Annotated in this window: 23 protein-coding genes and 1 tRNA gene; 18 read left to right on the top strand and 6 right to left on the bottom strand. The window is 63.4% G+C overall.

Annotation, left to right across the window (positions count from 1 at the left end):
* Nucleotides 1-127: 127 nt before the first annotated feature.
* The 3 genes from N4T19_RS09370 (at nucleotide 128) to N4T19_RS09360 (ending at nucleotide 2,367) form a co-directional block, all read left to right on the top strand.
* Nucleotides 128-1,324, top strand: a complete 1,197-nt coding sequence (locus N4T19_RS09370; RefSeq protein WP_116925847.1) for an aminotransferase-like domain-containing protein — start codon at nucleotides 128-130, stop codon at nucleotides 1,322-1,324.
* Between the two features lie 91 nt (nucleotides 1,325-1,415).
* Entirely contained in the window at nucleotides 1,416-1,631 is a 216-nt protein-coding gene (locus N4T19_RS09365) for a SlyX family protein (protein ID WP_116925848.1), read from the top strand.
* Between the two features lie 172 nt (nucleotides 1,632-1,803).
* On the top strand, nucleotides 1,804-2,367 hold the full coding sequence (locus N4T19_RS09360; RefSeq protein WP_116925849.1) for a DUF2721 domain-containing protein: 564 nt from the start codon (nucleotides 1,804-1,806) through the stop codon (nucleotides 2,365-2,367).
* A 40-nt stretch (nucleotides 2,368-2,407) separates the two neighbouring features.
* On the opposite strand, the gene N4T19_RS09355 is transcribed toward N4T19_RS09360, so the two are convergent.
* The 3 genes from N4T19_RS09355 to N4T19_RS09345 all read right to left on the bottom strand — a co-directional run bounded on the left by N4T19_RS09355 (nucleotide 2,408) and on the right by N4T19_RS09345 (nucleotide 5,791).
* Nucleotides 2,408-3,775, bottom strand: a complete 1,368-nt coding sequence (locus tag N4T19_RS09355) for a hypothetical protein (RefSeq protein ID WP_116925850.1) — start codon at nucleotides 3,773-3,775, stop codon at nucleotides 2,408-2,410.
* The gene (locus tag N4T19_RS09350; RefSeq protein ID WP_260720005.1) at nucleotides 3,772-4,758 is read right to left on the bottom strand and encodes an ABC transporter ATP-binding protein; all 987 of its coding nucleotides are present in this window, start codon (nucleotides 4,756-4,758) and stop codon (nucleotides 3,772-3,774) included. The genes N4T19_RS09355 and N4T19_RS09350 overlap by 4 nt, the downstream gene beginning before the upstream one ends.
* A 130-nt stretch (nucleotides 4,759-4,888) precedes the next feature.
* Entirely contained in the window at nucleotides 4,889-5,791 is a 903-nt protein-coding gene (locus N4T19_RS09345) for an HTH-type transcriptional regulator ArgP (RefSeq protein ID WP_116925851.1), read from the bottom strand.
* 70 nt (nucleotides 5,792-5,861) lie between these two features.
* Here N4T19_RS09345 and N4T19_RS09340 point away from each other — a divergent pair, with 70 nt between their 5' ends.
* Nucleotides 5,862-6,524, top strand: coding sequence for a LysE/ArgO family amino acid transporter (locus tag N4T19_RS09340; RefSeq protein ID WP_182342947.1), 663 nt, complete (start codon nucleotides 5,862-5,864; stop codon nucleotides 6,522-6,524).
* A 269-nt stretch (nucleotides 6,525-6,793) separates the two neighbouring features.
* Entirely contained in the window at nucleotides 6,794-7,225 is a 432-nt protein-coding gene (locus N4T19_RS09335; RefSeq protein WP_260720003.1) for a hypothetical protein, read from the top strand.
* A gap of 56 nt (nucleotides 7,226-7,281) precedes the next feature.
* Here the strand turns inward: N4T19_RS09335 and N4T19_RS09330 are convergent, their stop codons facing one another.
* Complete coding sequence (locus N4T19_RS09330) at nucleotides 7,282-7,548, bottom strand: DUF3820 family protein (RefSeq protein WP_116925997.1); 267 nt, start codon at nucleotides 7,546-7,548, stop codon at nucleotides 7,282-7,284.
* A gap of 206 nt (nucleotides 7,549-7,754) precedes the next feature.
* Between N4T19_RS09330 and N4T19_RS09325 the strand changes: the two genes are divergently transcribed.
* Nucleotides 7,755-8,543, top strand: a complete 789-nt coding sequence (locus N4T19_RS09325; RefSeq protein ID WP_021025165.1) for a MetQ/NlpA family ABC transporter substrate-binding protein — start codon at nucleotides 7,755-7,757, stop codon at nucleotides 8,541-8,543.
* Between the two features lie 180 nt (nucleotides 8,544-8,723).
* A complete protein-coding gene (locus tag N4T19_RS09320; protein WP_260720001.1) occupies nucleotides 8,724-10,025 on the top strand; it encodes a UDP-N-acetylglucosamine 1-carboxyvinyltransferase in 1,302 nt (433 codons plus the stop codon).
* 77 nt (nucleotides 10,026-10,102) lie between these two features.
* On the opposite strand, the gene N4T19_RS09315 is transcribed toward N4T19_RS09320, so the two are convergent.
* Nucleotides 10,103-11,014, bottom strand: coding sequence for an EamA family transporter (locus tag N4T19_RS09315; protein WP_260719999.1), 912 nt, complete (start codon nucleotides 11,012-11,014; stop codon nucleotides 10,103-10,105).
* A gap of 101 nt (nucleotides 11,015-11,115) precedes the next feature.
* Between N4T19_RS09315 and N4T19_RS09310 the strand changes: the two genes are divergently transcribed.
* The gene (locus tag N4T19_RS09310) at nucleotides 11,116-11,589 is read left to right on the top strand and encodes an Lrp/AsnC family transcriptional regulator (RefSeq protein WP_260719997.1); all 474 of its coding nucleotides are present in this window, start codon (nucleotides 11,116-11,118) and stop codon (nucleotides 11,587-11,589) included.
* A gap of 39 nt (nucleotides 11,590-11,628) precedes the next feature.
* On the opposite strand, the gene N4T19_RS09305 is transcribed toward N4T19_RS09310, so the two are convergent.
* On the bottom strand, nucleotides 11,629-12,381 hold the full coding sequence (locus N4T19_RS09305) for a hypothetical protein (RefSeq protein WP_232539404.1): 753 nt from the start codon (nucleotides 12,379-12,381) through the stop codon (nucleotides 11,629-11,631).
* A gap of 320 nt (nucleotides 12,382-12,701) precedes the next feature.
* On the opposite strand from N4T19_RS09305, the gene thrS reads away from it, so the two are divergent.
* From thrS to N4T19_RS09255, 10 genes are all read left to right on the top strand, one after another.
* Nucleotides 12,702-14,633 (top strand): threonine--tRNA ligase, encoded by a 1,932-nt coding sequence (gene thrS / locus N4T19_RS09300; protein WP_116925857.1) that lies wholly within the window; start codon nucleotides 12,702-12,704, stop codon nucleotides 14,631-14,633.
* 86 nt (nucleotides 14,634-14,719) lie between these two features.
* Nucleotides 14,720-15,337, top strand: a complete 618-nt coding sequence (infC, locus tag N4T19_RS09295) for a translation initiation factor IF-3 (RefSeq protein ID WP_021025159.1) — start codon at nucleotides 14,720-14,722, stop codon at nucleotides 15,335-15,337.
* 245 nt (nucleotides 15,338-15,582) lie between these two features.
* Nucleotides 15,583-15,786 (top strand): 50S ribosomal protein L35, encoded by a 204-nt coding sequence (gene rpmI, locus N4T19_RS09290; RefSeq protein ID WP_021025158.1) that lies wholly within the window; start codon nucleotides 15,583-15,585, stop codon nucleotides 15,784-15,786.
* A 26-nt stretch (nucleotides 15,787-15,812) separates the two neighbouring features.
* Nucleotides 15,813-16,172 carry a 50S ribosomal protein L20 gene (gene rplT / locus N4T19_RS09285; RefSeq protein ID WP_021025157.1) on the top strand — a complete coding sequence of 120 codons (360 nt, stop codon included), beginning with the start codon at nucleotides 15,813-15,815 and terminating at the stop codon, nucleotides 16,170-16,172.
* 143 nt (nucleotides 16,173-16,315) lie between these two features.
* A complete protein-coding gene (gene pheS / locus N4T19_RS09280) occupies nucleotides 16,316-17,371 on the top strand; it encodes a phenylalanine--tRNA ligase subunit alpha (RefSeq protein WP_021025156.1) in 1,056 nt (351 codons plus the stop codon).
* A gap of 150 nt (nucleotides 17,372-17,521) precedes the next feature.
* The gene (gene pheT, locus N4T19_RS09275) at nucleotides 17,522-19,975 is read left to right on the top strand and encodes a phenylalanine--tRNA ligase subunit beta (protein ID WP_260719994.1); all 2,454 of its coding nucleotides are present in this window, start codon (nucleotides 17,522-17,524) and stop codon (nucleotides 19,973-19,975) included.
* Between the two features lie 22 nt (nucleotides 19,976-19,997).
* Nucleotides 19,998-20,324, top strand: coding sequence for an integration host factor subunit alpha (locus N4T19_RS09270; RefSeq protein ID WP_021025154.1), 327 nt, complete (start codon nucleotides 19,998-20,000; stop codon nucleotides 20,322-20,324).
* 112 nt (nucleotides 20,325-20,436) lie between these two features.
* Nucleotides 20,437-20,868, top strand: a complete 432-nt coding sequence (locus N4T19_RS09265; protein ID WP_116925859.1) for a MerR family transcriptional regulator — start codon at nucleotides 20,437-20,439, stop codon at nucleotides 20,866-20,868.
* Between the two features lie 18 nt (nucleotides 20,869-20,886).
* Nucleotides 20,887-20,963, top strand: a tRNA-Pro gene (locus N4T19_RS09260).
* 205 nt (nucleotides 20,964-21,168) lie between these two features.
* The gene (locus N4T19_RS09255) at nucleotides 21,169-23,604 is read left to right on the top strand and encodes a DNA polymerase II (RefSeq protein WP_260719992.1); all 2,436 of its coding nucleotides are present in this window, start codon (nucleotides 21,169-21,171) and stop codon (nucleotides 23,602-23,604) included.
* Nucleotides 23,605-23,631: the final 27 nt, after the last annotated feature.

Here is a 23,631-nt window from a genome sequence, read left to right as displayed (position 1 = left end):
GATAGGAGAGGCCAATGGCGGGCTCAGGGATGCCAGAGCGACGCATGGGGCCGGTAAAAAGTAGCAAAATGCCAAGGCGGCCGGTCGCTCGACCTGGCTGCGCTTTTTTGATTTGAGAGAACACTCCATGACACTGCGCTTTGCCTCCCGCCTCGACAATGTCGAGACGTCCGCCATCCGTGAACTGTTCAAGCTGCTGGGCAAGCCCGGCATCATCAGTTTTGCCGGGGGCTTTCCGGATGCAGCCATGTTCGATGTGGAAGGGGTGCGCGAGGCCGCCAATGCGGCGCTGACCGAGGAGCCGGGCGCCGCGCTGCAGTACGGTGCGACCGAGGGCTACCAGCCGTTTCGCGAGCAGATCGTCGGTCTGATGGCCGCCAAGGGCGTGCAGTCGCTGACGCCCGAGCAGCTCATCGTCACCACCGGCAGCCAGCAGGCGCTGGACCTGCTGGGCAAGACCATGATCTCGCCCGGCGACAAGGTGATCGTCGAGGGCCCGACCTTTCTGGCCACGATCCAGTGCTTTCGCCTCTACGGCGCCGAAGTCATCAGCGCCCCCACCGATGAGAACGGCGTCATCCCCGAAGCGCTGGAGCAACTGATCGCCGAGCATCAGCCCAAGCTGGTCTACCTGATCCCCACCTTTGGCAACCCCAGCGGCGCGCTGCTGAGCCTGGAGCGCCGCCGCCAGGTTCTGGAGATGGCCGTGCGCCACCAGACCCTGGTGGTCGAGGACGATCCCTATGGCGACCTGTATTTTGATGCGCCGCCGCCGCCCAGCATGCTGGCGCTGTCGGACAGCGTGCCCGGCAGCCGTGACTACCTGGCCCACTGCGGCAGCATGAGCAAGGTGCTCAGCCCCGGCCTGCGCCTGGGCTGGCTGATTGCGCCGGCCGAGCTGCTGGGCAAGTGCGTGATGTGCAAGCAGTTCAGCGATGCGCATACCAGCACCTTCAGCCAGGCCACCGCCGCCCAGTACCTCAAAGCCGGCCGCATGCCCGCCACCTTGGACCGCGTGCGCACCACCTACGCGGCGCGCAGCAAGGCCATGGGCGAGGGTCTGCGCAGCCAGCTGGGCGATGCCGTGCGCTTTGTGCAGCCGCTGGGCGGCATGTTCATCTGGGTGCAGCTGACGGGCGCCCGAGGCCAGGAGACGGACGGCAATGCGCTGGCCAAGCGCGCCATCGAGCAGGGCGTGGCCTTTGTGCCCGGCACGCCGTTCTTCGCGCAGAACCCCGATACCTCGACCCTGCGCCTGTCGTTTGCCACCGCCGATATCGCGCGCATCGAAGAGGGCATTGCCCGTCTGGCCAAGGCGCTGTAAGCGTTGTTGACACCCCAACGCCGGCATGTGCGCTGTCACATGCCGGCGTTATTCTTTGCCTCGCCCGCCCCGTTTTTAGCCAGGAGCCGCCATGTCCACCCTCGAACCCCTGCAGCAGCGCCTTGAAGCCTTGGAGATCAAGTCCGCCTATGCCGACGACCTGCTCGAAGAGCTGAACCTGACGATATACAAGCAGCAGCAGCAGATCGACCGCCTGCTGCACCTGGTCAAAGACCTGCAGCAGCGCATGCCCGAGACCGGATCTGTTGCGCCAGGTGCACGCGACGAGCTGCCGCCGCACTACTGAGCACACAATTTGCTGCAAATCAGCCCAGAAACAGGGCGGAAAAGGTATTAGGGTTTGCACCTATTTGGTGCGAGAATGTTGGCTTGAATTTTGCAGTGTTCATTGCAGGCGTTGCAGCCTGCACAAGGCGTGTGCTGCAGCGCAGTTTGTCCACCATCTCTGCCCTAACACCATGTCCATCGACGTCAGCAACATCACCCACAGCATCCAGCTGGCTGTGGCTCCCGTTTTCTTTCTCACCGGGGTGGCGGGCATGATTGGCGCCGTCGCCGGCCGGCTCGCGCGCATCATCGACCGGGGCCGCGTGCTCGAAGACCGCATGATGGCCTCCAAGGACGAGGACTATGTGCAGCGCTCCTTGCTGGAGCTGAACTTTCTGCGCCGCCGCGGGCGCCTGGCCAATCTCTGCATTGGTTTGCTGACCTTGTGCGGCGCGCTGATTGCGCTGACCATCATCTTGCTGTTCGTCGGCCAGACCACCAAGACCGAGATCGACGCCAACAGCTGGTCGCTGGCAGCCATGTTCAGCTTTGGCCTGGGCGTGGTCAGCTTTGTCTCGGCGCTGTGCTGCTTCATGGTCGAGACCATGATGGCCACGCAGCTGCTGAACTTCCATCCGCTGCGCCAGCCGGCCACGATTCCCTGCATGGCCGCGTCCCAGGCGGCTGCCGCTGCGGCCCCGCGCAAAGCAGGGGCCGAGCCCAGCCGCCACGATGCCTTCATGCCCCAGGCCTGAGGCTGGCAGCGGCCCGCCTTAGCAGGCGGTGGATAGGTGCCTAAAGCGCAAAGATATCGTCCTTCGCCGCGCTGCGGGGCGTGATGGCCTTGAGGCGCCACACCAGCGCTACGGCCAGCACGGCCAACTGCACCAGCATACCGCTCCAGGCGAGCCAGCCCAGCGCCGGCGCATGCTGGAAGTTGGACGACAGGCGCGGGTCAAAGGCGCCAAACAGCGGCTCGAACAGCGGCGCCAGCCCCAGTGACCAGAACATGGCCGGCAGCAGGGCGCTGAGCACAAAGACCACCAGCAAGGTCATGCCCAGCGGCGAGCGGCTGCTTTTGCGCAGCGAGAACACCAGGTAGATGCCGCAGTCGCGCAGCACATGCAGCAGCACCATGAAGGCCAGCGGGCCCAGTTGGGAGCGGTTGGACAGCGGGTCGGCATTCCACAACAGGTAGGCTGGCAGCAGCACCGCAAATGCCATGCACCAGCTGATCGGCCACAGTGGCATGTTCTGCCAAAAGCGCCGCCACTGGCCGTGCTGCGCGCTATAGAGCAGGGCGCGCCAGCGCTGCGCCACCTGGCTCTCGAGCGCAGCGGCGTAGTAGGTTACCAGCGCCAGCAGCAGCATGCCGGTCAGCGCCCGGCCGGTGCCGCTGGGCACCAGGCCCACGAGCAGCAGACAGCCCGCCGCATTGCCCAGCGCCCAGGCCCAGGGCGTGGTGGGCACCGACAGCTGCATGGACATGGCCCGCCACAGCGCCAGCAGACCCAGCAGCAAACTGGCGGCCGCGAAAATCAGCAGCAGCGCGCCCGAGCCCAGATGCAGGCCCCACCAGGCGCCGCCACCGTCACCGCCCAGCAGGCTGTCCAGCCCCACCACCAGGCTGCTGACGAGTTGCAGCAGCAGGAACACCAGCACCACCAGCACCCAGACATTGCGGCTCGTGGCCGGTTTGTTGGGATCCATGCTGTAGAGGCGGCTGGCCATCATCGCGCAGTGCAGCGCGCAGGCGCCCACAATGGTGAGGACGAGCACCAGCACGGTCTCGGCCAGCTCGCCCAGCCAGAAGCCGCACAGCAGGGCCGCTGCGGTGCACAGCAGCGCGCCATACCAGGCATAGCTGGGGCCGCCCAGCAGTTTGCCCCAGGCCATGCGCCAGGGGCCCATGGCGCTCATGCGCTGCTGGTCCCAGGTGCGTTCGTTCAGCTCGTCATTGATGCTGGACAGTGCGGTGAAGGTGCCCACGCAGGCGGCCAGCAGGCCTACCAGCGTCATCGCACCCTTGTGCAAATAAACCAGCGGCTGCTTGCCCTCGATCACAAACACGCAGATGGCCAGCATCAGCAAGATGGCCGGCATCAGCACCAGGCGCGCAGGGCTCAGCTCCAGGCTGAGCTGGCGGCGAAATTCCGGATTCATGGCCACTCCTTGGCAAACAGCGCTTGGGGATCAACGGGGGCCTCCAGGCTTTGCTGGTAGCGCTCCTGCAGGCTGGTGCGCGCCTCTTGGTAGCCCAGCACCTGCGCACCATGGGCCACGAGCTGCTGCAGCAGCTGCACGCGGGCAGCAGTGTCATGCGCAGGCATGCCAATCCACAGGATATGAGAGGCGCTGCCCTCACGGCCCGCACGCATATCGACCAGGCGGTAGCCAGCCAGTGCCAGCTCGGGCTGGGCGAGCGGCGCGGCCAGCTCCAGCTGCATCACCAGCTCGGAGGGCAGGGCGCCGATGCCGCCGGCGCCAGCGACCGCATTCAGGGGCCCGTGGCTGGTGATGCGGCCTTCGCGGATCGACAGGATATGGCTGCAGTACTCGTCGAGCTCGCTCAGGATGTGGCTGGAGACGACCAGGGTCATGCCCTGGGCCTGCAGCTGGCGGAACAGGGTCGAGAGGCTGCTGCGCGCTTCCGGATCGAGCCCGCTGGCGGGCTCATCGAGTAGCAGCACCTGGGGCTCATGGATGATGGCCTGGCCAATGGCCACGCGCTGGCGCTGGCCGCGCGAGAGATTGCGCGTGGCATGGCCCAGCTTGGCCGTCAGCGCCAATTGCTCGGCCACGGCATGCACGCGCGCGGTGGCTGCCTGGCGGCTCAGGCCCTGGCTTTCGGCGGCGTACTGCAGGCACTGGGCCACGCTCAGGGTCTCGTAGAGCCCGAAGAAATCCGACAGATAGCCCATGCACTGGTGGGCGCGGCGGGGCGCTTGCTGCACATCAATGCCTGCCACCCGGGTGCTGCCGCTCAGCGGCGCTTCCAGCCCGGTAATGCAGCGCAGCAAGGTGGATTTGCCCGCGCCATTGGGCCCCACCAAGGCGGTGACGGTGCCCGCCTCGATCTGCAGGCTCACGCCACGCAGCGCGCGGTGGCCGGGGTAGTCGACGATGAGATCCTGCACCTCAATCATGCTGTGCTCTTTCTAATGAAAACCATGGAGTCCTCCCTCTGCGGCAGCGCCCAGGTAGGCCGGTGCTGCCGCTGCCAGCATCATAGGCGCACCAGCCTGCGCCTTGCTGACAACCCCAGGGCAGCAAGGCTCAAGCCGCAGGCGTGAGCACGCGGCTGGCTGCGCGCATGACGCAGTCCGTCAACCGGGCCAGGCTGGTCTGCGCGCTGCGCGGCAGCGCCCAGTACAGCGGCACGTCCAGCGGGGTGTCGGGCACCAGCGGCACCAGGCTGCCGCGCGCGAGCTGCTCGGCAATCAGCACCGTGGGGTGCATGCCCCAGCCCATGCCGATCTCGCAGGCACGCACATAGCCCTGGTTGGATGGCAGAAAATGCCGGGGACCGCTGCCGCGCGAGGCCATGCCCTGGGCCTGCAGCCACTGGTCCTGCAGCCGGTCCTTGCGGTCAAAGGTCATGATGGGCGCCTGGGCCAGCGCCTGGGTGCTCACCCCGTCTGCAAAGTAACGCGTCATAAAGCCGGGGCTGGCCGCTGCCACATAGCGCATCGTGCCCAGCGGCCAGCTGTTGCAGCCCGGAATCTGGCCGCTGGTGCCGGTCACTGCGCCCAGCACCGCCCCTTCGCGCAGCGCCTGGGCGGTGTGGTCCTGGTCGTCCACGCGCAAATCCAGCAGCTCGTTGCCCGAGGCGGTGAATTCGGCCATCGCATCCATGAACCAGGTCGAGAGCGAGTCGGCATTGACAGCCAGCTTGATGGTGGGCGCGACCGGCGCGTCGGGCAGCAGATCGGGGTTGCTGCGGCGCAGGGCGTTTTCCAGCAAGGCCACCTGCTCGAGGTGCAGGCACAGACGCAGGCCGGCCTCGGTGCCGGTGCAGGGATTGCCGCGCTGCACCAGCACCTGGCCGCTGCGCTCCTCGAGCTGCTTGATGCGCTGCGACACCGCCGATGGGGTGACATGGAGTTTCTTGGCGGCGCGCTCGAAGCTGCCCTCGCGCACCACGGCCGCCAGCGCGGCCAGTCCCAGGTAGTCCAGCATTTAGTTTTGCTTCATTTGACTAAGATTGTTTAATTTTACTGATTTAGTGGTGCGCCGCACAATAGCCGCCATGTGGACAACAAGCATGACTTCTACCTGGCTGGCCGGTTTCACGGTCTGCCTTTCTTTGATCGTCTCGATCGGTGCGCAAAACCTCTATGTGCTGCGCCAGGCCGTGAGCGGCGAGCATGTGCGCGCCTGCGTCGCCTGGTGCGTGTTCAGCGATGCGTTGCTGATCGGTATTGGCGTGGCCGGCATGGCCCAGGTGCTGGGGGATTCGCCCACCCTGGCCTACTACCTCACCTTGGGCGGCGCACTGTTTTTGCTGGCCTATGGCCTGATGGCTCTGTGGCGCGCCGCGATGCCCGCTGGCGCAGCGCCTGCTGCCGATGGGGACGGTGCGCCGGCCACGGCGGCCCGGCGCGGCCTGTGGCGCGTGCTGGGTGCGCTGGTCGTCATCACCTTGTTCAACCCCCATGTCTACCTGGACACGGTGGTGCTGGTGGGCTCGATCGGCGCACGCCAGGACGGCAGCCTCAAATGGATCTTTGTGCTGGGTGCGGCCAGTGCGAGTCTCGCCTGGTTTGTGATGCTGGCCAGCGCCGGCCGGCGCCTGCAAACGCTGTTTGCCAAGCCCCAGGCCTGGCGCGTGATGGACGGCTTTACCGGCGTGATGATGCTGGCGCTGGCCTGGTGGGTATACAGCGGGCTCGGCAGCATCGCAGCGGCCTGAGCCAGGCGATAGCGGGCGGCGCCCAAGGTCTTGTAGATCAAGCCCTGCCGCTGGCTTGCTCTACAATATTTATAGCTGCGCGCTACGCATAACGAATAACCAAAGCCGAGCCATACCGCTGCAAGCCGTGCCTACAAGCACTTGAATTTGCAGCGTTTCCCCTCATGTACCCAGGGTAGGCAAGCAGGCACCCCGCCTGTGGCCCCGGCCTTTTATTTGGAAATTTCGTAGTGAACCCCTCTTTTCGCACCTCTGCATCCGTTCTTGCTTTGACCATTGCTGGTCTGGTTCTGCCAGGCCTGGCCCACGCCAAGCGCATGGGCGGCGGTGTCAAGCGTCCCGCAGCCACGCAAAAGGCGGCCCCTGCACCGGCAGCCAAGCCTGCGACACCAGCCGCCGCTGCACCCGCGGCCGCTCCAGCAGCGGCTGCAGCCCCTGCCGCTGCGGCACCGGCCGCCGCGGCACCGACCGCTGGCGGCTCCAGCATGATGGGCACCATGGGCGCAGCTGCCGTGGGCGCCGTTGCTGGCACGATGGCCGGCAGTGCCATGGCGGGCGCCATGGGCGGTGACAAGGGCAAGGAAGAAGCCGCTGCCAAGGAAGCCGAAGCCAAGAAGGCAGAGGCCGAAGCGGCGGCGCTGCAAAAGCAGGCCGATGATGCCAAGGCCAAGGCCGACGCAGCCCGCTCTGCCGTCAAGTAAAGCAGCTTCTCAACAACCTGAACCCACCCGCAGCTGCTGGGAGCCTGCGGGTTTTTTCATTTTCGCGGAGGCTGTCCAGCTGCCTGCCCGCTCGCCTGCAGGCTGGCGCGCAGAGGGTGCAGCAACTCGCCCAGGCCGTTGTGGTCGATCTCGTGCATCAGTGCCAGCAGCCGGCCCAGATCGCCTTTGGGAAAGCCCTCCCGCGCAAACCAGTTGAGGTAATTGCCTGGCAGGTCCGCAATGGCGCGGCCCTGGTACTTGCCAAAAGGCATGGGGGTGGTGAGCAGGCGCAGCAGCTGATCGGGGTCAAACGGGCTAGACATGGCCCAGAGCATAGCGCGGCCGGCGCCCGGCGGCTGCCCGGACTGTGGCTTTGGGCCATAAAGATCAATTTCTTTATAACCAAATCTCTTTATATTCTTTGATCGATATGCCAATCAAGGCTAGACTTGCACCATCTTGGTTCAGTCCCATCAAGAAAAAATCCATGTGTTGCCCGGGCTGGTCTTTCTCATCTGTTCAAAACACCATGTTCAAAAAAACGCTTTCCGTTCTTGCCATCGCGGCCTTGGCCGTGTCTGCCCACGCTGCTGATGTGGTGCTGAAAGTGGCGGCCTCGCCGGTGCCACATGCCGAAATCCTCAATTTCATCAAGCCCAAGCTCAAGGCTGAGGGTGTGGATCTGCAAGTGCGCGAGTTCAGTGACTACATCCAGCCCAATGCGGCGGTGGAAGACAAGCAGCTCGATGCCAACTTCTTCCAGCACCAGCCTTACCTGGACAGCTACAACAAGGACCGCAAGAGCTCGCTGGTGCAAGTGCCCAATGGCAAGGTGCATGTGGAGCCCTTTGGCGCCTACTCCAGCAAGATCAAGAACATCAAGGACCTGAAGGACGGCGCCACCGTGGCCATCCCCAATGACCCGTCCAACGGCGGCCGCGCCTTGCTGCTGCTGCAAAAGCACGGCCTGATCGAGCTCAAGGACGCCTCCAAGCTGACTTCGACGCCGCTGGACATCGCCAAGAACCCCAAGAAGCTCAAGTTCAAGGAACTCGAAGCGCCGCTGCTGCCGCGCGCGCTCGGTGACGTGGATCTGGCCCTGATCAACACCAACTACGCGATCGAAGCCAAGCTCAACCCCACGAAGGACGCGCTCTTTATCGAAGGCGCCGATTCGCCCTACACCAACATCATTGCCGCCCGTGCAGACCGCGCCAATGACGAGGCGATTGCCAAGCTGACCCGTGCGCTGCATGGCGACGATGTGAAGAAATTCATCCTGGAGAAGTACAAGGGCGCCGTCGTCCCCGCATTCTGATCGGCAAGTGAGCTGCCCTGGCAGGGCATAACACCATCCCGCACATTTTGTTGACGGGTATTTACAAAAGGCACTCCAACCGAGTGCCTTTTGTTGTTTTGGACGCTGTACCATGCAGGGTCGGCCCGGATAGCGCACACTGCCACGGGCCACTCCAGAATTCGCGACCTCCCCCCATCCATGTCCAAACTCATCGTGCACGGCGGCACCCCTTTGCAGGGCCGCATCATTCCCTCGTCCAACAAGAATGCCGTTTTGCCTGTGCTGTGCGCGACGTTGTTGACGGCCCAGCCCCTGGTGCTCCATGGCGTTCCGGACATCACCGATGTGCGCAAGATCCTGGACATCTTTGGCAAGCTCGGCTCGAGCGTGCAGATGGACTATGCCAGCGGCGTGCTCCAACTCCACCACCACGACACGCATTTTGATGCCTGCAAGCACCACCTGCCCGAGGAAATGCGCTCGTCCATCATGCTGGTGCCGCCGCTGCTGGCCCGTTTTGGCGTGGCGCGGCTGGAGGACAACGTCAAGGGCTGCACCCTGGGTGTGCGCGAGATCGATCCGCACATCGAGGTGTTCCGCCGCTTTGGCGGCCGCGTGGAGCATGGCGAGGGGTCGCTCATCGTGCGCTGCGATGGCCCGCTGCAGGCCACCCAGCACTGGCTCGACTATGCCTCGGTCACCACCACCGAAAACTTTGTGCTGTGCGCGGCCACGGCCAAGGGCAGCTCGGTGCTGACCAATGCCGCCTGCGAGCCGCATGTGCAGGAGTTCTGCCGCTTCATGGTGATGCTGGGCGCCAGGATCGAGGGCATTGGCACCTCGCGCCTGACGGTGCATGGCGTCGAGCAGCTGGGCGGCGGCGAGTTCCATTTTGAGGAAGACTTCCACGAGATCACCACCTTCTTGGCGTTGGGCGCGATCACCGGCGGCGATGTGCAGGTGCGCAACCGAACCCCCGACAACTTCCCGCTGATCGACCGCACCTTTGCCAAGTTTGGCGTGCAGATCGAGCACAAGGATGGCTGGTCGCGCGCCATCCGCAAGGGCCCGCTCAAGGTCGAGACGCCGTTTACCCGCAATGTGCTGACCAAGGTCGAGGCCGCACCCTGGCCGTACTTCCCGGTCGATCTGCTGCCGATCTTCATCGCGCTGGGTGTGCGCGCCGAAGGCAATGCGATGTTCTGGAACAAGGTCTATGACGGCGCCCTGGGCTGGACCGGCGAGCTGTCCAAGTTCGGTGCCCATGTGTTCTCGTCCGACCCGCACCGCATCGTCACGCTGGGCGGCAACCCGCTCAGCCCCGCCGTGGTGGAGAGCCCCTACATCATCCGCGTGGCCATTGCCTTGTTCATGGTTGCCGCCAGCATTGAAGGGCGCTCCGAGATTCGCAATGCCGCGCCGATCAAGCGCGCGCACCCGCGCTTTGTCGAGAACCTGCAAAGCCTGGGCGCCAAGGTGGAGTGGGCGGGCGAGAACTAAGCTGCTTCCATCCCAATACCCAAGCGCTTGCCGACTATGCGGCAGGCGCTTTTTTCATGGGCGGGTGGGTGGCGTGCTCAGGCGACGGCCTGGCCTTCGGTCTTGGGCGCTGCCGCCTGCGGCGGGGCAGAGGGCTTGGCCGTCAGCGCGCTGCCCATCGCTGCAAACATGATCAGTCCAATGGCTGACCACTGGGTTGCGGTTAGCAGCTCGCCCAGCACCAGCATGCCGGCAATGGCTGCAATGGCCGGCTCGGTGGCGAGCATGGTGGAAAAGGCCCCAGAGCTCAGACGCTTGAGCGCAAACATCTCCAAGGTGTAGGGAATGGCGCTGGAGACTGCGGCCACTGCCAGGCCATAGAGCAGGATCGAGGGCTGCAGCAGCTTGGCGCCGGCCTCGGCAATGCCAAAGGGCACCACCACAATGGCGGCAGTCAGCAGTGCCAGTGACACCACCATGCCGCCATGCATATGGCCGGCGCGCTTGCCCAGCACGATGTAGCCGGCCCAGCAGGCCGAGGCCAGGATCGCAAAGCACAGGCCCACCGGGTCGAGCGCGGCAGTCTGCACACCAAACATCGGCAGCACCAGCAGCAAAAACAGGCCCAGCGCCGCCAAGCCCAGCCAGACCAGATCGAGCAGCCGGCGCGAGGTCCACACCGCCACCGACAGAGGGCCGACAAACTCGATGGCCACCGTCACGCCAAAGGGCAGGCGCTTGATGGCCATGTAAAACAGCAGGTTCATGAGCCCCAGCACCACGCCAAAGATCGCAATCTGCCCCAGGTGCGCCTTGGTAGGCCCAAAGCGCCAGGGGCGCCAGATGAGCAGCAGCAGCAATGCCGAAAAGCCCACGCGCAACGCAGTAGTGCCCTGGGCGCCGACAACGGGGAACAGGTGTTTGGCAAAGCTGGTGCCCAGGCACAGCGCGCTGACCGAGCCCAATACGGCCAAGGAGGGCAGCAGCCGCTGCCAGAGAGAATCTTGCATGGCCGAGATAATATTGCAGTTGGGCGAAGTAAATTGCTCGAAAATTCGGTGCCAAATGCAAGTTTCGCTCTTGCTGCGCACTCCCCCTCCAGGCCCTCGCGATGAACGCTGAACTCGATTCCTTCGACTTGGCCATTTTGGCCATCCTGCAGCGCGACAACCTGCGCCCCCAGCGCGAGGTGGCCGAGCAGGTGAACCTGTCACCGGCTGCCGTGCAGCGCCGCATCCGCCGTCTGCAAGACAGCGGTGTGATTGCGGCCAATACCGCACAGCTCAGCCCCGAGGCGGTGGGCCGGCCGCTGACGATCTTTATCGAGGTGCAGCTGGTCAATGAGCTCGATGCGCTGACCCAGGGCTTCCGCGCCCGGGTGGCGGCTGAGACGGCGGTGCAGCAGTGCTATGCCGTCACCGGCCAGACGGACTACCTGCTGGTGGTGACTGCGGGTGACATGCAGGAGTACCAGGCGATCACCCAGCGGCTGTTTGACGGCGATCAGAATATCCAGCGCTTCAACACCTCGATTGCGCTGGCCACGCTCAAGCGCAGCCTGCATCTGCCGCTGCCCGCGCGATAAGCGCCAGGTTCAGTAAATGGGGCGGGTGAGGAGGGCGCGTTAATGCGCCACCGCCTGCACCGGCAGAAACTGCAGCAAGCTGCCGCCGGCCAGCCCCTGCACATAGCCAATCACCGCGCGGCGGTATTTCTCGGATACGACATCGGCCATCAGGTCATTGCGGGCAATCATCTTGCCAAATTCGCGCTCGAAGCTCAGGTTGCGCTCGCTGGCATTGAGCTCGTTGCTCAGCAGCATGGTTTGGCCATTGCCCAGCTTGCGGTGGGTGAGCATCCAGTTGGCAATCTCCAGGTTGCGCGACGCGTTGTAGACCGCCTGGGCATCAAGCCCATGGATCAGGTAGAAGGTGGTGCGGCCGCCATAGGCGGTGATCAGCATGTCGGCCGTGGCCCAGGTGAAGGCGGCCACCCGGTCGCCGGCAAACTCGGGCGCCAGCGCCATGCTCATGCCGGCAATGTCGCGTTGATCCAACAGTTCGGGCCAGGGTTGCTGGTTTTCGATCGCCTCGCGCACGGCCTTCATCGCCGCCTCGCGGTTGTCAAAACCGCCCTTGCGCCACTCCTGCGGATTGCGGCGGTAGAGCTTGTCCATCAGCACATACAGGCTTTGCAGGTTGGCGCGCATGCTCAAGGTGGCCATGCGGTTCACATCGGACTGGCCCCACTCCTGGGCCTGCATATCGCGTTCGGGGACTTTGCCACGGGTGGCGGGGGTGCTGGAGCAGCCCCCTTGCAGCAATAACGCAGCCAGGCAGGCGGACATTCCAACAGATCGGGCGTAGCGATAGGGCATATCTAATCGTCAAGGTCTGCTATCGTTTTGATTATGGCAAGCCCGTTGGCGCCCGGATTGCGGGAAGACCAGCAGATTGCATCAGAATGTGGGAAAATGACAGTCGTTTTAGATTCCATCCACTGGTAAGAGCGAGAAAGGCAACATCGGTTATGACACCGCGAACTACAACCACTTGGGGTTTGACTGGCCAGTAAGGCCGGTGGTTCGCGCCTGTACGACGATTTCGTCTCCTCACACCAAAGCGCGGACAAGCTCCGCGCTTTTTGCTTTTCTGGCAGCGCGGCTTGGTAAAAGCTCACGATTATTTAGGATTTCTCATGGTTCAAATTACGCTTCCCGATGGCTCCAAGCGCGACTACCCGGGCCCCGTGTCGGTGGCCGAGGTCGCTGCATCGATTGGCGCTGGCCTGGCCAAGGCCGCGCTGGCTGGCAAGGTAGGTCTGGGCGACAACGCCAAGGTGGTGGACACCAGCTTTGTCATTGACCGCGACATGCCGCTGTCCATCGTGACGGCCAAGGATGCCGATGGCCTGGAAGTGATCCGCCACTCCACCGCCCACTTGCTGGCCTACGCCGTCAAGGAGCTGTTCCCGGAAGCCCAGGTCACCATCGGCCCGGTGATCGACAACGGTTTCTACTACGACTTCGCCTACAAGCGCCCCTTCACGCCCGAAGACCTGGTGGCGATCGAAAAGCGCATGACCGAGCTGGCCAACAAGGACGAGCCCGTGGTGCGCCGCGTGCTGCCGCGTGACGAAGCCGTGGCCTACTTCAAGGGCCTGGGTGAGAACTACAAGGCCGAGATCATTGCCTCCATCCCCAGCAATGAAGATGTGAGTCTGTACCGCGAAGGCGCGTTCGAAGACCTGTGCCGTGGCCCCCACGTGCCCAGCACCGGCAAGCTCAAGCATTTCAAGCTGATGAAGGTGGCCGGTGCCTACTGGCGCGGCGACCACAACAACGAGATGCTGCAACGCATCTACGGCACGGCCTGGGCCAGCAAGGACGATCTGCAGCAGTACCTGACGATGCTCGAAGAGGCTGAAAAGCGCGACCACCGCAAGCTCGGCCGCGAACTCGACCTGTTCCACATCGACGAGCATTCGCCCGGCACCGTGTTCTGGCACCCCAAGGGCTGGTCGATCTGGCAGGAAGTCGAGCAGTACATGCGCAAGGTGTACCGCGACAACGGCTACCAGGAAGTCAAGGGCCCGCAGATCCTGGACAAGACCTTGTGGGAGAAGACCGGCCACTGGGACAAGTACCGCGAGAACATGTTCACGACCGAGTCGGAAAAGCGCGAGTACGCGCTCAAGCCGATGAACTGCCCCGGCCACATCCTCATCTACAAGCAAGGCATCAAGAGCTACCGCGATCTGCCGCTGCGCTTTGGTGAGTTTGGTGCCTGCCACCGCAACGAGCCTACCGGCTCGCTGCACGGCATCATGCGCGTGCGCGCCTTCACGCAAGATGACGGCCACATCTTCTGCCTGCCCGAGCAGATCCAGGCCGAGGTGACCGCGTTCACCGCGCTGCTGCAAAAGGTGTATGCAGACTTTGGCTTCACCAACATCCTCTACCGCCTCTCGACCCGCCCTGAAAAGCGCATCGGCAGCGACGAGAGCTGGGATGCGGCCGAAGCGGCGCTGGCCGAAGGCCTGCGCGCCTCGGGTTGCGAGTTCGAGTACCTGCCCGGTGAGGGCGCGTTCTACGGCCCCAAGATCGAGTACACCTTGAAGGACGCGCTGGGCCGTGAATGGCAGTGCGGCACCATCCAGGTCGACCCGAACCTGCCCGAGCGCCTCGATGCCGAGTTCGTCGGCGAAGACGGCGAGCGCCACCGCCCCATCATGCTGCACCGCGCGATCGTGGGCTCGCTCGAGCGCTTCATCGGCATCCTGATCGAGCAGCACGCCGGCGCGCTGCCCGCATGGCTCGCGCCCACGCAGGTGGCAGTGCTCAACATCACCGATGCGCAAGGCGCCTACGTGCAGGAAGTGGCCGACAAACTGCGTAAGGCCTTGCCCAGCCAAGGGCTGCGTGTGGTTACCGATCTGCGCAACGAGAAGATTACGTATAAAATACGGGAGCATTCGTTGCAAAAGCTGCCCTATATTCTTGTCGCTGGCGACAAGGAGAAGGCAGCCGGAGCCGTAGCAGTGCGCGCCCGGGGCGGGAAAGACCTCGGTGTGATGTCCATCGATGCATTCGTCGACTTGATTGCCAAGGACATTGCCGCTAAAGCCTAAGCAGCCTTTTTCTGGTTCGTCAAAGCTTTGGACAGCGTGGACTGCGTTTTGAGCAGCTACGCTGTCGTAGTTTTTAAATTTTTAGGGTGAAAGCCATAGCTACTGAATTCCGTGATCGCCGCCACCGCGAAGAACGCAAACACCGTCTGAATCGTGAGATTCAGGCACCAGAAGTGCGTCTGTCCGGTCCTGATAATGAACCGCTGGGCATCGTGCCGCTGATGGAAGCGCTGCGTATGGCCGGAGAGCTGGACGTCGACCTGGTGGAGATTGTCGCCACGGCCACGCCTCCGGTTTGCCGCCTGATGGACTACGGCAAGTTCAAGTATCTGGAGCAAAAGAAGGCGGCCGAGGCCAAGGCCAAGCAAACCGTCATCGAAATCAAGGAAATCAAGTTCCGCCCCGGTACTGATGATGGCGACTACAACGTCAAGATGCGCAATATCCGCCGCTTCCTGGCCGAAGGCGACAAGGTCAAGGTGACCCTGCGCTTCCGTGGTCGTGAAATCACCCACCAGAACCTGGGCATGGACCTGCTCAACCGCATCCGCGACGAGCTCGCCGACCTGATCCAGGTCGAGCAGTTCCCCAAGCTCGAAGGCCGCCAGATGATCATGATGATCGCTCCGGCGCGCAAGAAGCCCGGTGGCGCTGCAGCTGGCAAGCCGGTCGAGGGAAATTCCTCGCCAGTAGCCACAGCTTAAAGAAGCGGTTAGAATACTGGATTACCGACAAGCGGCTTAGGCCGCTTTCGGTTTTTAGCAGGGTAGCGGCAGTGCTTGCCTGAGTCTGGGGTTTCGGCTCTGGTGCTTAGGATAGGCGCAGCCAACACCTTGCGCATTGATAGAGTAGATCTAATCTAGGTCTGTCACAGAAGTGGCTCGGGGCCAAATCAAGTTTCATCATGGCGATGGAACGCCTCGCGAGCACAAACATAAGGAGCATTCACATGCCCAAAATGAAGACCAAAAGCAGCGCGAAGAAGCGTTTTCGCGTTCGTCCAGGTGGCACCGTCAAGCGCGGTCAAGCCTTCAAGCGTCACATCTTGACCAAGAAGACCACCAAGAACAAGCGCCATCTGCGTGGTGCAACCGCTGTGCATGAGACCAACATGGGTCACATGGCACAAATGTTGCCCGGCATGGGCCTGTAATTCACTGACGAACTAGGAGAAAACACATGCCTCGCGTCAAACGTGGTGTAACGGCACGCGCCCGTCACAAAAAAGTTCTGGCCCTTGCTAAGGGTTTCCGCGGTCGCCGTGGTAACGTCTTCCGCGTTGCCAAGCAAGCGGTAATGAAGGCAGGCCAGTACGCCTACCGTGACCGTCGTACCAAGAAGCGCGTGTTCCGCCAATTGTGGATCGCCCGTATCAATGCCGCTTCCCGTGAACTGGGCCTGACCTACAGCCAGTTCGCCAACGGTCTGAAGAAGGCTGCCATTGAAATCGACCGCAAGATGCTGGCCGATATCGCCGTGCACGACAAGGCTGCTTTTGCAGCTATCGTCGACCAAGTCAAAGCCAAGCTGGCTGCCTAAGGTCACGATCGGTAGTTACTGTTGATTTAGTAGCTGCTGGTGCACACACAGCAAGGGCTAGGGCTTGAAAAGGCGCTAGCCCTTGTTTTTTTATCGCCAGGCTGCTTTTTGGTGGCCCGGCATTACAGTCGATAAGAGTCGATATGAACGAGTTGGATTCTCTGGTCGAAAGCGCGCAGCAACTGTTTGCGCAGGCCCATACCCCCGCTGATCTGGAAAACGCCAAGGCGCAGTTTTTGGGCAAGTCGGGCAAGATGACCGAGCTCATGAAGGGCATGGCGCAGCTTTCCGTCGAAGAGAAAAAATCGCGCGGTGCCGCCATCAACGTGGCCAAGCAGGCGATTGAGGCGGCCTTGACGGCACGCCGCAAGGCGCTGGCCGATGCCGAGCTGCAAGCCCACCTCAAGGCCGAAGTGCTGGACGTGAGCCTGCCCGGCCGCCGCCGCGGCAGCGGTGGTCTGCACCCCGTATCCATCACGATGGAGCGCATCGAAGGCATCTTCGGCTCCATGGGCTTCGATGTGGCCGAAGGCCCCGAGATCGAATCCGACTGGTTCAACTTCACCGCGCTCAATACGCCCGAAGACCATCCCGCGCGCTCGATGCACGACACCTTCTATGTCGAAGGTGGCACCCAGCACGCGCCCAATCTGCTGCGCACGCACACCAGCCCGATGCAGGTGCGCCATGCGGTCCAGCACGTCAAGCGCTACCGCAACCTGATCGACGCGGGCCAGACCATGCCCGAGATCCGCGTGATCGCGCCGGGCCGCACCTACCGCGTGGACTCGGACGCCACCCACTCGCCGATGTTCCACCAGTGCGAAGGCCTGTGGATCGGCGAGAACGTGAGCTTCAAGGACCTCAAGGTCGTGTTCACCGACTTCTGCAAGACCTTCTTCGAGCAGGATGACCTGGTGCTGCGCTTTCGCCCCAGCTTCTTCCCGTTCACCGAGCCCTCGGCCGAGATCGACATCCAGTTCCAAAGCGGGCCGCTGGCCGGCCGCTGGCTGGAAGTCTCGGGCGCCGGCCAGGTACACCCCAATGTGGTGCGCAACATGGGGCTCGATCCCGAGAAATACATTGGCTTTGCCTTTGGCATGGGCCCTGACCGCCTGACCATGCTGCGTTATGGCGTCAATGACCTGCGCCTGTTCTTTGACGGCGACATCCGTTTCCTGTCGCAGTTCCAGTCATGAGCACGGAGCGGGCGGTGTTGCAGATCTGCAATGTGATCCCCAGCCCCCGGGCAGCATGCGCTGCCAGCCGCTCCCCATTGAAAAGCAAGAACGCCCGGCCTGCCGCTGCCCAAGACGGCGCAGCAGGCCTGAACGCCAAAGAGTCCGACTATGCAATTTCCTGAATCCTGGTTGCGCCAATACTGCAACCCGTCGCTGACCACCCAAGAGCTGGCTGATACCTTGACCATGGCAGGCCTCGAGGTCGAAGAACTCGACCCCGTAGCGCCACCGTTCACCGGCATCGTTGTCGGCGAGATCAAGGAAGCGGTGCAACACCCCGATGCCGACCGTCTGCGCGTCTGCCAGGTCGATGTCGGTGGCCCCGAGTTGCTCAATATCGTCTGCGGCGCGCCCAATGCGCGCGTGGGCATCCGCATCCCTTGCGCGACCGTGGGCGCCGAGCTGCCCCCCGGCGCGGACGGCAAGCCCTTCAAGATCAAGATCGGCAAACTGCGCGGCGTGCAAAGCTTTGGCATGCTGTGCTCGGCCAAGGAGCTGGGCATTACCGACGACCACGGCGGTCTGCTGGAGCTGCCCGCCGATGCGCCACTGGGCCAGAACGTGCGCGAATACCTGAACCTTGATGACACCTTGTTCACCCTCAAGCTCACGCCCAACCTGGCACACTGCCTGTCGGTCTATGGTGTGGCGCGTGAGCTGTCGGCGCTGACCGGCACGCCGCTCAAGGCGCTGTCCTTCCCGGCGGCGGCTGTGGCTTCGCAAGACAAGCTGCCCGTCAAGATCGAAGCGACCGACCTGTGCGGCCGTTTCTCCGGCCGCATCGTGCGCAACGTCAACACCCAGGTCAAGACCCCGCAGTGGATGGTCGACCGCCTGGCCCGTTGCGGCCAGCGCGCCGTCAGCCCCCTGGTCGATATCTCCAACTACGTGATGTTCGAGCTGGGCCGCCCCAGCCACATCTTCGATCTGGACAAGATCAGCGGTGGCCTGAGCGTGCGCTGGGGCAAGCAGGGCGAGACGCTCAAGCTGCTCAACGGCAACACCATCGAGATCGACGACTTCCCCAAGGTCGGCGTGATTGCGGACGCGCACGGCCTGGAGTCGCTCGCCGGCATCATGGGTGGCGATGCCACTGCCGTGTCCGACGACACCAAGAACATCTACATCGAAGCGGCTTTCTGGTTCCCCAAGGCCGTTGCCGGCCGCTCGCGCCACTTCAACTTCTCGACCGACGCGGGCCACCGCTTCGAGCGTGGTGTGGACCCGCAGTTCACCACCGAGCACATCGAGCGCATCACCCAGCTGGTGCTCGAGATCTGCGGCACGCCCGAGACCCAGGTGGCTGCCATGGACGACCAGCAGCCCAACATGCCTGCGCCCAAGACGGTGCAGCTGCGCGTGGCGCGTGCAGCCAAGGTCATCGGCATGCCGGTGACCCAGCAGCAGTGCCTCGATGCGCTGAACGGCCTGGGCCTGCCAGCCACCGTGGCGCAAGAAGGCGTGATCAGCGTGACCGCGCCTACCTTCCGCTTCGACATCAACCTGGAAGAAGACCTGGTTGAAGAAATCGCGCGGATGATTGGCTACGAGAACCTGCCCACCAGCAAGCCGCTGGCGCCGATCTCGCCCAAGCTGCGTGCCGAGAACTCCCGCAGCCCCTATGCCGTGCGCCATGCGCTGGCCGGCCTGGGCTACCAGGAGACGATCAACTTCAGCTTTGTCGAAGAAAAGTGGGAGCAAGAGCTGGCGGGCAACAGCCAGGCCATCAAGCTGCTCAACCCCATCGCCAGCCACCTGAGCGTGATGCGCTCGTCGTTGCTGGGCTCGCTGCTGCAGGTGCTCAAGTTCAATGTGGACCGCAAAGCTCAGCGCGTGCGCGTGTTCGAGCTGGGCCGCGTGTTCTTCAAGGACGACTCGGTCGCCGAGTCCGACACCACCGTCAAGGGCTTCCACCAGCCCATGCGCGTGGCGGGCCTGGCCTATGGCGCAGCCGACCAGCTGCAATGGGGCCGCAGCGAGACCAAGGTCGATTTCTACGACGTCAAGGGCGATGTCGAGGCACTGCTGGCGCCGCTCAAGCCGGTGTTTGAAGCGGCTGAGCACCCCGCGCTGCACCCTGGCCGCTGCGCCCGCGTGCTGCTGGACGGCAAGGCCATCGGCTTTGTTGGCGAGCTGCACCCCCAGTGGCGCCAGGAATGGGATTTGGCCCAGGCGCCAGTGATGTTCGAGTTGGCCCTCGATGCCGTGCTGGCACGCCAGGTGCCGGTGTTCGCACCGGTGGCCAAGCACCAGATGGTCGAGCGCGACATCGCTGTCGTGGTCAAGGAAACTGTCACCCACGCCCAGATCATGCAGGCCATCACGGCTGCCAGCGCAGGTGCTATCCTGCGCAGTGCCGTGCTGTTCGATGTGTTCCGGCCCAAGAAGCTCAAGGCGGGCGAAGAGGCCGCTGCCGGCAGCCTGGCCCAGGACGAGAAGAGCCTGGCCGTGCGTCTGAGCCTGGGCCATGACGAGCGCGCGCTGGAAGACACCGAGATCGAAGCGGCCGTGCAGGCCGTGGTCGAACAACTCACACAAAGCCTGGGTGCGCGTCTGCGCTGATCCCACACGCGAGGATTGCTATATGGAATTCACCGTTGAGAGCCTGGAACAACCTGCGCTGACCAAGGCGCAGCTGGCCGATATGCTGTTTGACAACATCGGCCTGAACAAGCGCGAAGCCAAGGACATGGTCGATGCCTTTTTCGACCTGATCTCGGAGAGCTTGATCAAGGGCGAGGATGTGAAGCTGTCGAGCTTTGGCAATTTCCAGGTGCGCATGAAGAAGGCCCGCCCCGGCCGCAATCCGCGCACCGGCGAAGAGGTGCCGATCGAGGCGCGCCGCGTGGTCACCTTCCATGCCAGCGGCAAGCTCAAGGATTCGGTGCAGGCCCCCGCCGACATGGAGTAACGCAGGCCCTGGGGGCGCGGCCGCCAGCAGTGCGTTGCACTGAAGGTCAAACCGTCGCCCGCTTTCGCCTATATGCAACACGGCCGCTTTCGCGGCTGTTTACAATTTGTCCATGGAAAAACAGCTGCCCCCCATCCCTGCCAAGCGCTATTTCACCATCGGTGAGGTATCGGTGCTGTGCGACGTCAAGCCGCATGTGCTGCGCTACTGGGAGCAGGAGTTCACGCAGCTGCGCCCGGTCAAGCGCCGGGGCAACCGCCGCTACTACCAGCACCATGAAGTGCTGATGATCCGCCGCATCCGTGAGCTGCTCTATGAGCGCGGCTTTACGATCAGCGGCGCGCGCAACCAGCTCCAGTCGCTGCCGCGCGGCCAGGCCATGCTCGATGCGCTGGAAGACGACAGCATGTTCGCACTGCAGGACGAAGGTGCTGATGTACTGGCTGCCGGCATGGCTGAAAGCGCTGAACCGCTGAGCTGGCAGCAGGCCGCGATCGAATTGCAAGAAATTCGTCGCATTCTTTCCGGAGACCCCGAAAACTAGGTATATAATTCAAGTCTTCGGAATGTAGCGCAGCCTGGTAGCGCACTTGCATGGGGTGCAAGGGGTCGCGAGTTCGAATCCCGCCATTCCGACCAAAAAGACAAGGACTTAGCTCGAAAGAGCTAAGTCCTTTTTCTTTTGTCCAAACAGGCTCTGGAGCCAACATCTGCCACCCATGTGCAGGCGCTGCGGCACGCCGGCGATATCATCGGTGCGCAAGCCCGCCGAGGCTTTCGGCGCTTGATGCCATCGCAGCGATGGCTGCGGTTTTCGCCCCTTTTTTGCTTAGCCTGATCTACCGTGCCCACCACCCCCCTCCAAGGATTCATCCTGACCCGCCATTGGCGGGACGCGGCTGCGGGCACCGAGATGGAGTACTGGCTGGCGACCGATGCCGGGCCGCTCAAAGTGCTGCTGACGCGGCAGGTCTCGGTGGCGTTTGTCGAGGCGCGGCACCGGGTGGTGGTGCAGACGCAGCTGCTGGCCATGCCCGGTATGGAGCTGCGCGAGCTGGCCCTCAAAAATTTTCAGCAGGAGCCGGTGCTGGGCGTCTATGCCACGCATTACCGGCAGTTGGGCAAGCTCGCGCGCGGCTTGAAGCAGCTCGATGTATCGCTTTTGGAAGCCGATGTGCGGCCCCATGAGCGCTATTTGATGGAGCGCTTTATCACCGCTGGCGTGCAGGTCGAGGGCGGACAGCTGCAAGGCAATACCGTGGTGGACTGCAGACTGGTGCCGGCGCCCGCCTACCGGCCTGCGCTCAAAGTCGTGTCGCTCGATATCGAAACCAGCCAGCACCAGGATCTGTACTCGATTGCGCTCGATGGCGTGGGTGAGCGCGTGGTGTACATGCTGGGCGATGCCCCGGTACCCGATGCCCCGGCGCCCGACGCACAGGCGCCCGACGCACCGGCGCTCGCTGCACCGGCAGAGCAGGCTGAACCCACCAGCGATTTCAGGCTGGTGTATTGCGCCAGCCGCAAGGCGATGATCGAAGAGCTCAATGCCTGGTTTGCGCGCCATGACCCCGACGTCATCGTCGGCTGGAATGTGATCCAGTTTGACCTGCGGGTGCTGCAAAAGACGGCGGATGATTGCGCCACCCCGCTGCTGCTGGGGCGCGAGGGCCGGCCCATTGCCTGGCGCGCGCACCCGGGCAAGCAGGACTACTGGTTTGCGCCGATGCCGGGCCGCGCGGTGATCGATGGCATCGAGGCCTTGCGGGCGGCGGTGTGGAGCTTTCCGTCATTCAGCCTGGAGAACGTGGCCCAGGCCTTGCTGGGCGAGGGCAAGGACATTGGCGACGAGTACGACAAGATGGCCGAGATCGAGCGCCGCTACCAGCAGGACAAGCCCGCGCTGGCGGCCTACAACATCCGCGACTGCGAGCTGGTGCTGCGCATTTTTGACAAGGCCCAGCTGCTGCAGTTTGCGATGGAGCGGGCGCATGCCACCGGCCTGCAGCTGGACCAGTTTGGCGGCTCGATTGCCGCGTTCAGCCACCACTACCTGCCGCGCATGCACCGCCAAGGTTATGTGGCGCCCAATGTGGGCGATGTGCGGGGCAAGTCTTCGCCCGGTGGCTATGTGCTCGATTCGCGGCCCGGCTTTTATGACTCGGTGGTGGTGCTGGACTACAAAAGTCTCTATCCGTCCATCATCCGCACCTACCTGGTCGACCCGGTGGGCCTGGCCGAAGGCCTGCATGCCAGCGATACCGCATCGCTGATCCACGGGCCGATGGACACACGCTTTTCGCGCGACAAGCACTGCCTGCCCGAGATCGTCACCACGCTCTGGCGCGCGCGCGATGAGGCCAAGCGCACGAAGAACGAGCCGCTGTCCCAGGCGCTCAAGCTGGTGATGAACTCCTTTGCCGGGGTGCTGGGCGCGACGGAATGCCGCTTCTTCAACCCAGCGCTGATCTCGTCGATCACCCTGCGCGGCCATGAGATGGTCAAACGCACCAAGGCGCTGGTGCAGCAGCGCGGCTACGAGGTCATCTACGGGGATACCGATTCGATCTTTATCTGGCTGGGGCGTGCTCACAGCAACCAGGAGGCCCATGCGGTAGCCACATCGCTGGTCAGCGATATCAATGCCTGGTGGACGCAGGGATTGCGCGAGCAGCAAAACCTCGAGAGCTTTCTCGAAATCGAGTTCGATACGCACTACAAGAAGTTCTTCATGCCCACGATCCGGGGCTCGGACGTGGGCAGCAAAAAGCGCTATGCGGGCCTGAGTGTGGATACCGATGGCAAGGAGGCCATGGTCTACCGGGGCCTGGAGATGGCGCGCAGCGACTGGACACCGCTGGCGCGTCAGTTCCAGGAAGGGCTGCTCTCACGGGTCTTTCAAGGTGAGCCCTACCGTGACTTTGTCATCGACTATGCGCAGGCGACCCTGGCAGGCAAGAAGGATGATTTGCTGGTCTACCGCAAGCGCCTGCGCCACCGGCTCGATGCCTATGTGGCCAACCTGCCGCCGCAGGTGCGCGCGGCCCGCATGGCCGATGACTACAACCGGCGCCAGGGCCGGCCGCTGCAGTACCAAAGCGGTGGCTGGATTCGCTATGTGATGGGCAAGAACGGGCCCGAGCCCTTGGAAGTGCGCCAGTCGCCGATCGACTACGAGCACTACCTGAGCAAGCAGCTGCAGCCGATTGCCGATGCCATCTTGCAGCCGCTGGGGGAGGACTTCAACGGCCTCACCTCGATGCAGCAGGAGTTGTTCTAACGGCCTGCTGCAGCCGCTGATGGGAGC

It is taken from the genome of Comamonas squillarum (assembly GCF_025309455.1).
Taxonomy (GTDB): domain Bacteria; phylum Pseudomonadota; class Gammaproteobacteria; order Burkholderiales; family Burkholderiaceae_C; genus Comamonas; species Comamonas squillarum.
This window is presented reverse-complemented; position numbering and strand designations above follow the sequence as displayed.

What these genes read in the sequence shown, in the direction of transcription:
- N4T19_RS09370 (WP_116925847.1), top strand. Translation starts at nt 128, where the DNA reads ATGACACTGCGCTTTGCCTCCCGCCTCGACAATGTCGAGACGTCCGCC.
- N4T19_RS09365 (WP_116925848.1), top strand. Translation starts at nt 1,416, where the DNA reads ATGTCCACCCTCGAACCCCTGCAGCAGCGCCTTGAAGCCTTGGAGATC.
- N4T19_RS09360 (WP_116925849.1), top strand. Translation starts at nt 1,804, where the DNA reads ATGTCCATCGACGTCAGCAACATCACCCACAGCATCCAGCTGGCTGTG.
- N4T19_RS09355 (WP_116925850.1), bottom strand. Translation starts at nt 3,775, where the DNA reads ATGAATCCGGAATTTCGCCGCCAGCTCAGCCTGGAGCTGAGCCCTGCG.
- N4T19_RS09350 (WP_260720005.1), bottom strand. Translation starts at nt 4,758, where the DNA reads ATGATTGAGGTGCAGGATCTCATCGTCGACTACCCCGGCCACCGCGCG.
- N4T19_RS09345 (WP_116925851.1), bottom strand. Translation starts at nt 5,791, where the DNA reads ATGCTGGACTACCTGGGACTGGCCGCGCTGGCGGCCGTGGTGCGCGAG.
- N4T19_RS09340 (WP_182342947.1), top strand. Translation starts at nt 5,862, where the DNA reads ATGTGGACAACAAGCATGACTTCTACCTGGCTGGCCGGTTTCACGGTC.
- N4T19_RS09330 (WP_116925997.1), bottom strand. Translation starts at nt 7,548, where the DNA reads ATGTCTAGCCCGTTTGACCCCGATCAGCTGCTGCGCCTGCTCACCACC.
- N4T19_RS09325 (WP_021025165.1), top strand. Translation starts at nt 7,755, where the DNA reads ATGTTCAAAAAAACGCTTTCCGTTCTTGCCATCGCGGCCTTGGCCGTG.
- N4T19_RS09320 (WP_260720001.1), top strand. Translation starts at nt 8,724, where the DNA reads ATGTCCAAACTCATCGTGCACGGCGGCACCCCTTTGCAGGGCCGCATC.
- N4T19_RS09315 (WP_260719999.1), bottom strand. Translation starts at nt 11,014, where the DNA reads ATGCAAGATTCTCTCTGGCAGCGGCTGCTGCCCTCCTTGGCCGTATTG.
- N4T19_RS09310 (WP_260719997.1), top strand. Translation starts at nt 11,116, where the DNA reads ATGAACGCTGAACTCGATTCCTTCGACTTGGCCATTTTGGCCATCCTG.
- N4T19_RS09305 (WP_232539404.1), bottom strand. Translation starts at nt 12,381, where the DNA reads ATGCCCTATCGCTACGCCCGATCTGTTGGAATGTCCGCCTGCCTGGCT.
- thrS (WP_116925857.1), top strand. Translation starts at nt 12,702, where the DNA reads ATGGTTCAAATTACGCTTCCCGATGGCTCCAAGCGCGACTACCCGGGC.
- rpmI (WP_021025158.1), top strand. Translation starts at nt 15,583, where the DNA reads ATGCCCAAAATGAAGACCAAAAGCAGCGCGAAGAAGCGTTTTCGCGTT.
- rplT (WP_021025157.1), top strand. Translation starts at nt 15,813, where the DNA reads ATGCCTCGCGTCAAACGTGGTGTAACGGCACGCGCCCGTCACAAAAAA.
- pheS (WP_021025156.1), top strand. Translation starts at nt 16,316, where the DNA reads ATGAACGAGTTGGATTCTCTGGTCGAAAGCGCGCAGCAACTGTTTGCG.
- pheT (WP_260719994.1), top strand. Translation starts at nt 17,522, where the DNA reads ATGCAATTTCCTGAATCCTGGTTGCGCCAATACTGCAACCCGTCGCTG.
- N4T19_RS09270 (WP_021025154.1), top strand. Translation starts at nt 19,998, where the DNA reads ATGGAATTCACCGTTGAGAGCCTGGAACAACCTGCGCTGACCAAGGCG.
- N4T19_RS09265 (WP_116925859.1), top strand. Translation starts at nt 20,437, where the DNA reads ATGGAAAAACAGCTGCCCCCCATCCCTGCCAAGCGCTATTTCACCATC.